Raw genomic sequence first — 13,863 nt, 5'->3', positions numbered from 1 at the left:
TGTTTTAGGATTATTCTTTTTCTAAACTAGGCGGAATCAATTTATACATCACTGGCGTAACGATTCTTGCCAAAATAGTTGAACTGATTAACCCACCAATCAATACAATCGCCAATGGAGATATTTGAGGATTTGGATTCACAGCCAGTGGAATCAAACCACAGATGGCTGTGACTGATGTTAAAACTACCGGAAGAAAACGAGTTTCACCAGCAATAGCAATAGCTTCATCAATAGATTTGCCTTCTTGTCTTAATTGATTGGTAAAATCAACTAAAAGGAGGGAGTTTTTGACTTGAATTCCCGACAATCCAATGAAACCGATAATAGAAACTAGTGACATTGGGTTTCCTGATGCGATTAAGAATACTAGACCTCCAAGAACGCCTAACGGAATGATGGACATCACAATGATGATTCCTTTAAATGTTTTGAATTGTAGTAATAAAACAGCAATGAATAAAAACGTACTTAATATAATTACTGCAAGAAAATTGCCTCCTAAGGAATCACCTTCCGATTCTTTTTCTCCTGAAAGTTTGTAATAATATCCTTTTGGCATTTCAAGTTTATCCAGTTTTGGTATAATAGTTACCAACAAATCATTTGCTAAATAGCCTTCTTTTGTCATCGCACTGACTTTTGAAAAACGTGATTTATTAAAGTGATTTATGGCTGTAGGCGCTGTTTCAAAAGATATTGTTGCAATTTGATTGAGAGCAATTGGTGTTCCCTGGACATTGTTTACATATAAATTTTTCAGTGCATCAAGATTAGAAAATTTATCCCTTGGTAATGTAATGGTCACGTTTCTAGCATCACCGCGATCATCTATATAATCTCCTACTGTTAAACCCGCAACAGCCAGACGAATTACTTTGTCAATTTCACTCGTTAGTACTCCTAATGTTCTTGCTTTTTCTTTATTAATTTTTACTTTAACATCCGTTTTATAGGTATTTAACTCGTTATTGATGTAAACGGTTCCTTTCTCATTTCGCAAAATAGTTTCTACTTGAGAAGACAGTTTGCGCAACACTTTCTGGTCTTCGCCAAATAAGCGTACTACGATGTTGGCTTCTAATGGTGGTCCTTGTTCAAAATCTTTTACTTCCACTTTAGCATAAGGCAACGTTTTAAATTTTTCGCGCAATTCAAGTATCAGTTTGGTTTTTTCTGAAGGTTTTGCTTCCTCTTTCAATTGAACGAAAATTTGAGCAAAATCAGATTTTCTATCCTGTGGATGCACATTGTAGTAAATCTGTGGATTTCCGTGTCCCACATTGGAAGTGAAATATTCAATTTCTTTGTGGTTTTTCAATTCTTTTTCTACCAATTTTGTTACCCTGTCACTTTCCGAAATATTGGCTTGAAGCGGCATTTTTATATTGATTAAAAACATTGGTTTTTCTGAAGTTGGGAATAACTTAAATCCGGCAACAGAAAACAATCCAAAGGCAATAACACTTAAAAATATTGAAATGGCTATCGTAGTTTTTGGAAATTTCAATGCTTTTGGCATTATATCTTTGTAAGCTCTTGTTAGAAATTTTTGCAAATACTGAAGAAAAATATTCCCTTCACCGTGTTCGTGGGTTTTCAAAAATCGGCTTCCCAAAAACGGAACCAATGTTAAAGCCACAAGCATAGAAGCCAATACACTCGTGATAACCGCCATAGGCAAACTTCTGATAAATTCACCTGCCATATCTGGTAGAAAAGCTAATGGTAAAAAAGCTATAACCAAAGTGGCTGTAGTACCGACAACAGCAATGCCAATTTGCTTTGTACCTTTTAAAACGGCATCCATTTTAGAATGTCCTTCACGAAGCCAGCGTTCAATATTTTCTACTACGACAATACTGTCATCAACTAATAATCCTAAAGCAACCACTAATCCAACGATACTCAATTGATTTAAGGAGAACCCTAGTGCATTCATTGCAATCAAACCCAAAGCCAATGATAAAGGAATAGAAATCATTACAATAAGCGAGGCTCTTCCGCCCAAAGGAATCAAAGTAATTACAACCAAAAGAATAGCCAAAGCAAAATCAAAACCTAAATGCCCTAAACGACTTGACACCATATCGGCTTGGTCAAAGTTTTTTATCAGTTCGATGTTGTTAGGCAAATCTTTAGAAAACGCATCTACTATCGGTAAATATTCTTTCTGAACATTACTAATATTTACATTGTCTTTCATTCCCGCAGTAACTAGAACGCAACGGTGTCCATTAATTCTGGTAATATGATTTACTACTTCTGATTTATAATTTACATCAGCTACCTCTTTTAGATAGATGATTTTTCCATTGGCATTATAAACCACCGTATTGGCGACATCATCGGCATTTTTGAATTTACCGCTTGTTTTTACATTGAATACTTTGGTGTCCAAATCAATGCTTCCGCCGGGAATATCGGCTGCTTCGCTTTGTAAACTTCCCATTACGATATTCAATGGAATTCTTAACTGCGCCAATTTCTCCAAATTCAAATCCACTCGGATTTCCTGCTCGGGAATACCACTGTATTTTACATCCTTAAGATTGGTTATTTTTTCAATTTTTGTCTTTAGTTTGTCTGCTTCATCACGCAGTTTTTTATCAGAAGCATTTTCAGAAACCAAAGCTACCTGAAGAATTTTTACATCTGAAGAGGAAATTTTTTCGGTTTTAATTTGGTAAATATCTTTCGGCAATTCACTGCTTTTTAGCGCGTTCATTTCGGTAGATATTTCCTGATATTTATTGTCAACATCCACACCGTATTTGAATTTTACTTGAAAAGCCGCTACACCATCTTCTACAGTGGTTAGTATTTTTTCGATGTTTTCTAAGCCGTAAATCTTATTCTCAATAGGTTTTACCACTTGTTCTTCCATATCCTTCGGACTTGTGCCGGGATAAATAACCGTAATCAAATATTGTGGTGGATGTGTTGACGGGTCTTCTGCTCGTGGCATCGTAAATAAGGTAAGAACACCTACTACAGCGACTAACAGCGCTAGAATCAGCGTGAACTGATAATTTTTAACGGAAAAATTAGTTATTTGCATAGCCTATTATTTTATGATTTTGATAGTAGATTGTTCGTTGAGATAAGCACTATTGCAAATTACAATTTCATCCGTTTTTTGAAGACCGTCTTTGATAAATACTTTGTTATTTTCAAATTTAGCAATTGTAACTGCTTGGCGTTTTACCTTTTTATTTTCTACGATAAATACAAATGCATTGTTTCCGTCAGCTTCAATGAGTGAGTTATAAGGAATAATGATAAAATCTTCGGCTTTCTCTGCTTTAATTTGAGCTTTACCAAACATTCCTACTGCTGGTTTGCGGTTTTTCATATTCAGTTTTAGTTCTACTTGAAACGAACCTAACGACCTATCAGCAGCTTGTGATTTTCTGTAAATAGTAGCGTCAAATTCTTCATCGGGAAATCCATCAAGCGTTACTTTTGCTTTTTGGCCAATAATTACAGCTGCCCATTCTTGGTCGGTTAAACCCACTTTTAATAGATAATTATTGTTTTTTGTAGTTTCGTTGATAGCCAAAATGGGTGAACCCGGACCAACTACTTCCCCTTCATTAGCTATTTTTGCAGTAACAAAACCGTTGGCTGTAGCATAAATTTTGGCATAACGCGCATTGAAAGCAACGGCATCTTTTTGTTTTCTGGCAATATCTAAACCTGTTTTTGTATTTTGAAGTTGCTCTAAAGTGTACACGCTGTCTTTGTAAAGATTTACTGCACGGGTATAATCACGTTCGAATTTTTTTACATTCAAGTCCGATTGATTCAAGCCCGAACCGATTTCGGTTTCATCTAATGTCGCTAAAAGTTGTCCTTTTTTGAAAAACTGACCTTCTTCTACATAGATTTTACGGACAACGCCACCAATTTTAAAACCATAATTGGCTTGATTTTCTGTAGTTACCAAACCCGAAGCATTTATATCGCTTGTAAGAGCCAATGATTGAACCGTAGCCGTTTTTATCGAAATAACATCGGCATTTTCAAAGGGATTTTGTTCTTTTGTTTCTTCTTTACAAGCATAAAAAAGAGGGAGTACGAATAGGATAATTATTAATTTTCTCATAATTGTTTTATTATTAGTTGTTTAAAGTAAAAGAAGCATTGGCTCTTTCTAATTCGGCATAAGCAATCCACGAATTGTAAAGCGCTATGTTAGTGTTCAGTTGGGTAGTGACCCATTGATTTTGTGCATCTAAAAGTTCAATATAAATGGCTTGTCCTTGTTTATATAATTTGGTAATATCATCGTTGTATTTTTTTGCCGATTCATTTTGGTTTTTGTTGGCATTAAATTGTTCCAAAGCTGATTTTAGATTATTCTGTGAAATTTGAAACTGAAGCAATAATTGTTGTCTCACATTATCGGTCTGTGAACTTATTTTTTTAGCCTCCTCTTCAACCTGTTTGAGTTTGTATTTATTTTTATTGCCAGAAAAAATGTTCCATTGCAAAGCAAGTCCTGCAAAATAATAGCGGGAATCTTTATTTACTTCAAAATCAAAATCCTGAAAACCAAAATCTGCAAATCCACTTAAGGTTGGAAGCCAATGTGATTGAGTGAGTTTGCCAACGGTTTCGTTTAATACTTTTACCTGTTTTAGTTTCTCAAGTTCTTCTCTGTTTGCTGTATTTTCGACAACCAAATCGTTAGGTAGTTTTTCATTTGCATCGCTTTCGATAGGTGAATCCAGTTTTTCGTTCAATAAAAAATTGAAGTATGCCTTTGCATTTGTACTGGTTTGCTTCGCCGTTTCTAAATTGGCTTGGATGCGAATGACTTCATTATCACTTCGCAAAACAGCGGTGCGGTTTATTTTGTCATTTTTGAATAAAGATTGATTGACCCTTTGATTTTCCTTAACCAATTTGAGTGCATCCTCGTAAATTTTAATGCCTTCAACAGATTGTAGGTATTTGTAGTAGGCGATTTTTATTTCCTTTACTAATTCCCTTTTGTAGATTTCCAATTCAATAGTTTGTAAGGAAGTTTGCTGCGTTTTAATTCTCTTATTGTAGATGATTTCAAAATTCAGCAAGGGCATTGTTGTGTGAATTTTGGCATCATAAAAATTATCAGGGTTAATGAGAACTGACTGATTTTGTAGGGTAGGGAATGAGTTGGAGTTTGTGATTTGATTTAAGGTACTGTACACCGGATTAAGTAAATCGCCAATCGGAATATCAATAGTTCTTCCACCTTCAGCTATTGTATAATTTCCATTTAGGGTAACAGTAGGATAAAACAAGGCACGTGCTTCTTTCAAAGCATACATACTTTTATTTATGTCAAAGTTATGTTGCTTGATGACTTCGTTATTTTTTAGACCAGCCTCAATATAGCCGTCTAGCTTACTTTGTGAATATCCTTGATATCCAAGTAAAGTGGTGATAATAATTAGTGTTTTTTTCATTTTATATTACATTGTTTTTTAATTGAACATTGTTCATTTTATTGAACAAAAAAAAATTACATTTTCTCTATTATTTTTAAATACTCATTGTAGCCATCAAATAAGATAGTATCAGGATTACTGAATTTCACACCTTTAGTTCTTTGACGAATTTCGAGACAGCACATACCGTGTACCAAACTCCAAACCATAAAAGAAAGCGGTTCTACATTATGACCTTTAAAGTGCCCCTTATTTATGCACTCTTCTATTGTTACTTTAACTCGGTTAAATGTTGCAGCGCCTTCATCCCAATCTTCGTTTTCTGATTTTTCCAGAAATTCCATCGGTGCTTTAAGATTGAACATCAAATCGTACATTTCTTGATTTTCTAAAGCAAATTTAATGTAAGCAAAACCCATTTTTCGAAGGCGCTCCATAGGATCTTTTATTTTGAATAATTCTTGAAAGTAGCTTCCTAGTTCTTGAAAACCAATAGAATGCAGGTCGTGCAAAATCGCAGTTTTATCTTTAAAATAAACATATACGGTACCTACACTATAGTCAATTTCGTCTGCAATGTTTCTAATGGTTGTTTGCTCAATCCCTTTTTCTATAAAAAGTTTTTTGGCACCTTTTAGAATAAGTGCTTTCAAAGCTTCTTTTTCTCTTGCTTTTCTGTCTGCTACACTCATAATTTTAATATTATTCGACAAAGATATGTTTTATTTCTGAACAGCGTTCATTTTTTTAAAATTATTTTACATTTATATTTAAAAATACTGATTTTAAAGGGTTTAAATAGAGTGGTTTATCTCTCACTAGCGAAGAGGAAAGCAAGTTTTTTATGGATTCCAAAGACATCCGAAATTTCTTTCAGATAAGCGTTCATTTTTTGGTAAGATAGGATAGGAGTAGCTTGTTTTCTGTTATCGATTGCTGGTGGTTTTCATATTATCAATTATCATTTGAGTAATCTGAAGGATTGGAATTTTAACAGCACTTTCTGTTTTTGTCTATGGGTGAATATTCATTTCTCGCCATCAATACCAAAGCTTATATGCGACTTTGTCAAGTTTTGATATCTATGTATGCTAAACTGTCTTGTATGACGAGTAGCTTCGGTGTGCATAAAACGATTTGCTCCGCACCAAACACTGGTGATAAATGCCTCAATTATCGTAGTGACTTTATGACCTCTGTTGGATTTAGGCTGTGGTAAATCTTCGCATTTAGAAATATGTTCTCTAAATCCAATTTTCTGCAACATTTGTTTTAAGAAGACCATTCCGCTCCATGGCGTAATCTCTTTACTGGTGTAGGATATATCAAATTCCATGGTACTGATTTTCTAATGCCAAGCATTAGGATTTTGAAGCTCAATTTAATAATTATTTTCTAATGCGGAATTTAGGTTTAATTGTCTCTCCGCTTTTTTGCACATCTATTCTTTTCAGATTAAATACCGGGAAGCAGTTAATAAATATATAACGAAAGGGTCTTATGCTTTTGTTTCGGTCTCTCATGGATAAAAATCCCGTATTCATGCCTTTTTTTTAATTTGAACTATGGAGTCCTAGTAATTTTATTAAAGAAATGAGATAAGATGCTTACGCCAATTTGCTTCAGAATCACTTTCCAAAACCAGACGTAACTAACCTGAAAAGGATCAAAATACATAACAAAATGGAAAATTCAAACGGTTTACAACAACAAAAATGCCCTTATTTGGCACAACAAGCAGATGCAGCGGCGGTAATTCCAGACATTACAACTCCACTTGTAGCAACAACGAATCAGCCGCCGGTTGTGGGTACTAATAATCTTGGACTTTTAAATAATTTTATTGGTACCTGGAATAGCCCTACAGGAGCAAATGCTACAGGTTACAATGTTATGCCTTTGCCGCAAACCGATGCTCCAAATGGTTATATCACTAAAAACTTTCCTTATTTCGAAGAAATCTCATTTTCGGCTATAGCAGGCGGAGCACCAAATAGAGAAGGACAATATACACAGGCAAGCAGTGTGTTGTTTTATGAACAAAGAGTATACATTGCCAACAATGCCGATCCAAACGGAGCACAGCCCATTCAAAATACTTTAATTCATGCCGAAAACGGCACCTGGCTTTATCACGTAATACAAAACCAGGTTGAAGGTCCTTATGGTCCTGGTTTTGTTCTAGATTCAAATCCGATTCCTTTACAAAATCCGGCAACTCAGTATAACAAACAAATTTCGGTACCTCATGGCGTTTCCGTTTTGATGACGGGAGGACCAGTTGCTTCGGGAACAGGAAATCCGGTTTTTCCAACCGCTGACAGAACCAAATTACCGTTTACAGATCCTACGATAATCGATCCGTCAACCTATTTGACACAGCAATTGAATACATTGAATAGCCAGGGGATAACTGTTGACAGCTACTCAAGTATTACAGTAAGTACTAGTAATGAAGGCGGTGCAGTCAGCAATATAAATTTTGAAAATTCCTTTGGAAAAGTGCTTTCAATGAACACTACCTGGTATGTTGAAAATTTAAGTAACGGAACAACTCAGTTGCAATACATTCAAAATATTGTTTTACAATTTGTGATTAACGGTATGCCAACTCAGTTTTTGCATATTGATGCGAATACGTTGCAGCTGGTAGAAACTTTTGTTCCGGTTAATGCGAATCAGGCATGGCAGAATACTGGAATTGCAGTACAGCCAGGTAATACAATAACAGTAAGTTACGAATCGGGTCTATGGACGGCAGATCCTCAAACGAATAACGGTAACCTGTATGACGCAAACGGATGTCCGGGAATTATTGTTACGCAATCAGGATATCCTATTCAAAATGTAAATATGGGTGCACTTATAGGACAAGTTGGAAATAATGCTCCATTTTTTATTGGAAATGGACCCGTTACAACTCCTGCAGGTCAAAGCGGACCATTAAAATTATGCATCAACGATGATTTAAATGCTGAATACGGAGCTGGATTAGCCGATAATATTGGCAGTTTGCAGGTGCGTATCAAAATTTAAAAGATTATATAAATCTCTTCAAAAGGTAAGTTGAAGAGGTTTGTTTATTACCGAAAACAAAAACACTCCTAATTTATAATAACCAAAAAATGAAACCTGCCAAAGAATTTACGGTCGCAGATTATCTGCTAACCCGACTCAAACAATTAAATGTCACCGAGGTTTTTCAAATTCCGGGAGATTATGTAAAACATTTTACACAGGCTCTGGAATACTTTGACGGAATTGAAACAATTGGGACTTCAAATGAACTAGATGCTTCTTATGCGGCAGATGCTTACGCACGTACCAGAGGTTTAGCTGCCGTATCTTTACAATACGGAGTAAGTACTTTTAGCGCATTAAATGCCATAGCAGGAGCTTATGTAGAGCGCAGCCCAGTTGTTGTAATTAGTGCCACACCCGGAGCAGATGCAAGACAAATAGGAAGTATGTACAATGTACTTTATCATCACTCCACAGGTAATCTTAACGCAGATCAGGAAGTGTATGAAAGAGTAACTGTTGCTGCCGAGACACTAAGCACTTCTGCAGGTGCTCCTGAAAAAATCGATAAATTACTGATTGCAGCACTTACACACCAAAGACCAGTGTACATAGCATGTTATAAAGAGGTGTGGGGCGAACCTTGTCCTAAACCTTCCAGTAAAAAACTAGAACCCGAAATCATAAAGAGTGAACCAGCGGCACTTGAAAATGCGGTTTCTCAGGCATGGTCACAAATTAGTCAGTCAAAAAATCCTTTGATTTTGGCAGGTGTAGAGCTTTTGCGACATAAACTAACCAAGCCATTAGAAGAACTTATTAAAGCCAGCGGAATGTTGTACACTACAACTTCACTTGGAAAAACGGTTCTCGATGAGAAAGGCGATAAATTTATTGGTACTTATTCTGATCAGGCTTCAATACCCGAAGTTATTAAGATAGTCGAAGCTTCAGACTGCATTTTATCCTTAGGAACTATTATTACCGATGATTATTTATGGCTGGTAGAAAATAAATTTTCGGATATGATTCAGGTAACAACTCAGGAAACCAGAGCTGGTTATTTTACCTATTCGGGAGTAACTTTAAAAGACTTTATCGAAGCCTTAACAGAACGATTTAAAAAAGCTTCAGGATATCCATTAAAAGCAATAGCTCCTGCCCAGCCAAAATTCCCGGAACCATGGCGTTCCAACTCTGATCCTAAGTACGATTTAACGCCGGAAGTAATAACGTTTAACCGTTTTTTTGAGCATGCAACATCTTTTCTGAAAAAAGAAAAAATGCTGGACGATATTGTAATGACTTTTGGTGTAAGTTCATCCATGTACGTCGCTACCAATATGTACGGATTATCTCAAAACGCCTATATTTCTTCGGCTGCCTGGCAGTGTATTGGTTTTGAAACCGGTGCAGCTTCAGGAGCTCAGTTGGGAAGCGGTAAACAGGCATGGACTGTAGCAGGTGATGGTGGCTTTATGATGTTGGCACAATCACTTTCTACCCTTGTAAAATACAACATCAACTCCGTAATCTTTGTAATGAGCAATGGGGTATATGCTATAGAACAAGTATACGTAGACATGGACTCGTTTAAAGCAGGCCCGAATCATAAGTTTGACGAATTTGATATTCTTCCAAAATGGGATTATCAGGCACTTGCCAAAGCATTTGGAGCAAACAGCTATCGTGCTCAAACCGTGTCAGAGTTAGATGAAGTATTGCTTAAACTTAAGAAAAAAACAAATCTTCCCACTCTGGTAGAAATTGTGATTCCTCAAAAAGATCTGGCACAGCAAATGGCAAGACTTGGAAATGAATAAAACCACTATCTATAACTACTAAAAAAATTAAAAACATACTATCATGACCAAAAAGACATACTCTATTTTTGGAGCAGGCGCAGCCGGACTCTATACGGCGTGGAGATTACTCGATGGAAAATCTAAACTCGCTAAAAACGAAAAAATGCTCGTTAAAGGCGATGTGTTAGAACTCTACGATTGGGGGAAATATGATTTTTCTAAAAAAAATCCAGGAACCAGAGCACCGGGCGCACGTGTTTGTACATGGCATTATAAAGACGACAAAGACAATTCATATCTTGAATTAGGAGGTATGAGATATTTATATTGGGATGGAACTCCTGAGGGACCCGGACATCGTTTAGTGACTAAAACCATTGAAGAACTGGATTTAAAGAAAGATTCAGTTCCGTTTAATGAATCAGCAGACCCATTGATGTCTTTGCGTTCAAAAAACATGTATATCTCAGATATCAATTCTAACCAGCCAGCTCCGTATTTTGCAAACAATTATGCTCAGGATGCTCCGCCAGATGATGGTTTTACAACGATACAATCTGTAGCGATCACGCAAACATCTGGGCCGACTACGCGAAGAGAATGGTGCAAATTTTATGAAGAAGGAAGAATCAATATTGACATGCCCGATAGTTCGATCTTTCAAAAAGGAGACTTATTAAAAGAAATTGGATATTGGAACCTTGGTTATGATATGCTTGGACAAGAAGGATTTGGTTATTTATCTGATGGAAATGGCTATAGTTCAAACGTAGTCAACAGCAATAGTGCCCAGTCATTTAATGTGAATGATGAGTTTCTTCCGGGAACAGAATACAAAACATTAATAAAAGGATATTCCAGCTTATTTGACAGCTTATTTGAAGAAGTTGAAAAATTGGCAAAACAAAAAGGAATTACACTAAATTATTACCCAAATGTTAGGCTGCGTTCTATTTTGCACACCAAATCTGGAGTAAATTTTACAACTGCAACACGCAAAGATCCGGATGCACTTGCAGAAAGAAAAAAATGTGATGCAGCATTTCTTGCTATGCCAAGGGCAGCTATTGAATTAGTAGCACAGGCATCGAGATATAGCGATGCAGAAGGTGTAGATGTACTAAATCATGAAAAAGTACAGCTGTATTTAGAGTCTGTATTGATGGAACCGTCATACAAAATAGGAATGTTTTTCGATACACCCTGGTGGAGAGTAACCGAGGCCGGAAGTCCAACTTATCCTGCTAAGATTACAAGTTATTTTTTAACTCAGGAAGGAATAGAGAAATTAAAAAAAGAGAATTTTCCATCTAAATATCTTAAAGAAATAGAAAAGGCTAAAAATCCGGTTATTATAGCAAATACCTTTAATGATAAAGCCAGTTTTATAGCTGCTGTAGAAAACGCAATTCAGGAACGTTTAACTTTTAAAGAAGAAAAACAAATCGCAACGATTGCTGAATTAGATACTATTGGCCCAAGTATTACCGATATGCCTATTCGACAAGTGGTTTATTTTGGGGATAATGCCAGAGACGGAAAAGGAAAAAAAATATACGGTATTTTGGCCAGTTACGATGATATTCAATATGCAACATTCTGGAAAGCTCTGGAACTTGGACCAGATGCTACGCGCGAAATTCCTGAATCCAGAGACTGTCAGCCTCTCGAAGGACCAAGAGAAGCTACTCCTGTAATGGTAAAAATGCTTCGTTCACAGCTGGCATCATTGCATTTTGGGCCGCAGGCTGATTATTCGTATGTGCCTGAGCCTTTAGAAACGAGATATATGGACTGGTCACTTCCTCCTTTTAATGCAGGATACCATGCCTATAAATCGCATTATAATTTAGGTGATGTGCAAAGAAAAATTAGAAAACCATCTCAGCTCGTTCCAAATACAGACTCCGAAATTTTTATTGTAGGAGAAACCTATTCCAACGATCAGGCTTGGGTAGAAGGGGCATTTTGTACTGCCGAATCTGTTTTGAATGATTTCTTTGGAATCGAACCTATTATTGACGAAAAATACTATCCATTTATCAGTCCGGAATAATCTATTTTAACCAAAAACAAATGAAAACCAAAAAACTATTTAACTTTTCTACTTCGGTAACAAAAGAGAATATCAAAGAGGTAATGCAGCAGGCAATTGCGCTGGAGCTTGCTACAATCCCAACGTATTTATCGACCTATTATTCGATAAACAGAGCACAGGATCAGGATAAACTGTATGCTAAACTTCATGCACAGCTTTCACAATCCGGTGAACGTACCGCTGCCAAAATCGACGAACTGGCGCAAGAACTGAAACTCGATATATTAGTTTATTCGAATAAATCGGCTGCCTTAATTATGAGTGTTGTCATCGAAGAAATGCTGCATCTGGCACTTGCCTGTAATGTAAAACAGGCGGTTTGTCAGACAGCACCTGATTTGTTAGGAATTGGAAAAGTATTAACATTTCCAACACAATTAGATGGACATATTCCTGAATTTCAAATTAATGCAGCAAAATTGTCATTGAAGCAATTAACTACATTTTTACAAATTGAAAGCCCCGAACCGTTTAAAGATCCTTATGCAAATGAACAATTGCTGAATACGGTTGAATATCAGACAATCGGGCGTTTGTATGAAATGATTATCAAATGTATAAAGGAGGATTTCCCGGGGCCTTATAATTATAGACCTCAATTGCTTCCTCCGGAGAATCCAAATCGTCCGAGACCGTATTATTCTCAAAATTCAATGAATACGGTTCATTATGACAGAGAGCACAATCCTCAATTTGCTAATGCAGATGATAGCGGCGGACTTGTTGGAGTACATGACGCTCAATCGGCAATTGATGCGATAGAACGTATTATTGATCAGGGAGAAGGGAAAAGTAAATACAAACAGCATACCTTAATTTGGGGCGAAAATAAAATGCCGGTACCAATGGATATTGTTGAGGGCAAAGTAGTTTTTTGGGAAGGTGATTATGATGATTCTGGTAAAGAACCTGCTCATTTTGCCAAATTTCTTGAAGCCTACACACTTGGCGGGCATTATCAGCAAAAGTTTCGTAACATTCAGGGCTTAGATGATTTCTTCAGCTATTTTGTATATGATACTGATGCTAATCCTAAAACAGCCGATTATATAGCTTCTGGCAATCAGGCGCTGGCGCTATGTTCACAATTAGGGAATGCAGTTTTTGCTTATATTCTTTTAATGATTGAAGCTTGTTATCATAAAGACGAAAGTACACAATACGATTTATTCATTTTTGGTATTCATAAATCAATGATCTGGCTTTTGAGTGGAGTTGGTAACCAAATCAATCAATACACCTATACGAAAGGCAATCAGGCTTATAAAGGTGCTTTAACATTTGAACCTTTTTCGTTTGAGCAAAGTTTCTTAAGACCAAAAGCACAAATCATGAGTTTGGTGGATCAATTGGCGAAGGCAGACCCTGTTAATTGGGGCTGGGCTATAAAAAGCGAAAACTATTTCCCGTCTTTACCAGATGTAGGATTGGATTACAGCATTGAAGCCGATATTCCTAAAGTACCAGGTACACCTTATAGACATAATCATTAATATAAAAA

Annotated in this window: 9 protein-coding genes; 4 read left to right on the top strand and 5 right to left on the bottom strand. The window is 36.3% G+C overall.

The window, feature by feature from the left end; all coding sequences use genetic code 11:
* Positions 1-10 precede the first annotated feature (10 nt).
* The 5 genes from DMB65_RS12350 to DMB65_RS12330 form a co-directional block, all read right to left on the bottom strand.
* Positions 11-3,061, bottom strand: a complete 3,051-nt coding sequence (locus tag DMB65_RS12350; RefSeq protein WP_110306955.1) for an efflux RND transporter permease subunit — start codon at positions 3,059-3,061, stop codon at positions 11-13.
* 6 nt (positions 3,062-3,067) lie between these two features.
* The gene (locus tag DMB65_RS12345) at positions 3,068-4,108 is read right to left on the bottom strand and encodes an efflux RND transporter periplasmic adaptor subunit (protein ID WP_110306954.1); all 1,041 of its coding nucleotides are present in this window, start codon (positions 4,106-4,108) and stop codon (positions 3,068-3,070) included.
* A 13-nt stretch (positions 4,109-4,121) separates the two neighbouring features.
* The gene (locus tag DMB65_RS12340) at positions 4,122-5,456 is read right to left on the bottom strand and encodes a TolC family protein (RefSeq protein ID WP_110306953.1); all 1,335 of its coding nucleotides are present in this window, start codon (positions 5,454-5,456) and stop codon (positions 4,122-4,124) included.
* Between the two features lie 56 nt (positions 5,457-5,512).
* Positions 5,513-6,130 (bottom strand): TetR/AcrR family transcriptional regulator, encoded by a 618-nt coding sequence (locus tag DMB65_RS12335; RefSeq protein WP_110306952.1) that lies wholly within the window; start codon positions 6,128-6,130, stop codon positions 5,513-5,515.
* A 335-nt stretch (positions 6,131-6,465) separates the two neighbouring features.
* The gene (locus tag DMB65_RS12330) at positions 6,466-6,774 is read right to left on the bottom strand and encodes a hypothetical protein (RefSeq protein WP_110306951.1); all 309 of its coding nucleotides are present in this window, start codon (positions 6,772-6,774) and stop codon (positions 6,466-6,468) included.
* 347 nt (positions 6,775-7,121) lie between these two features.
* Here DMB65_RS12330 and DMB65_RS12325 point away from each other — a divergent pair, with 347 nt between their 5' ends.
* From DMB65_RS12325 to DMB65_RS12310, 4 genes are all read left to right on the top strand, one after another.
* Positions 7,122-8,474 (top strand): heme-binding protein, encoded by a 1,353-nt coding sequence (locus DMB65_RS12325; RefSeq protein ID WP_110306950.1) that lies wholly within the window; start codon positions 7,122-7,124, stop codon positions 8,472-8,474.
* Between the two features lie 89 nt (positions 8,475-8,563).
* Positions 8,564-10,282, top strand: coding sequence for an alpha-keto acid decarboxylase family protein (locus DMB65_RS12320; RefSeq protein WP_110306949.1), 1,719 nt, complete (start codon positions 8,564-8,566; stop codon positions 10,280-10,282).
* Positions 10,283-10,325: 43 nt separating this feature from the next.
* Positions 10,326-12,320, top strand: coding sequence for a flavin monoamine oxidase family protein (locus tag DMB65_RS12315; RefSeq protein WP_110306948.1), 1,995 nt, complete (start codon positions 10,326-10,328; stop codon positions 12,318-12,320).
* Between the two features lie 20 nt (positions 12,321-12,340).
* Positions 12,341-13,855 carry a ferritin-like domain-containing protein gene (locus DMB65_RS12310; protein WP_110306947.1) on the top strand — a complete coding sequence of 505 codons (1,515 nt, stop codon included), beginning with the start codon at positions 12,341-12,343 and terminating at the stop codon, positions 13,853-13,855.
* The last annotated feature ends 8 nt before the right edge of the window (positions 13,856-13,863 follow it).

This window comes from Flavobacterium cheongpyeongense (assembly GCF_003202435.1).
Classification (GTDB): Bacteria; Bacteroidota; Bacteroidia; order Flavobacteriales; family Flavobacteriaceae; genus Flavobacterium; species Flavobacterium cheongpyeongense.
The sequence above is the reverse complement of the archived record's forward strand: the minus strand, read 5'-3'. Positions and strand labels throughout refer to the sequence as shown.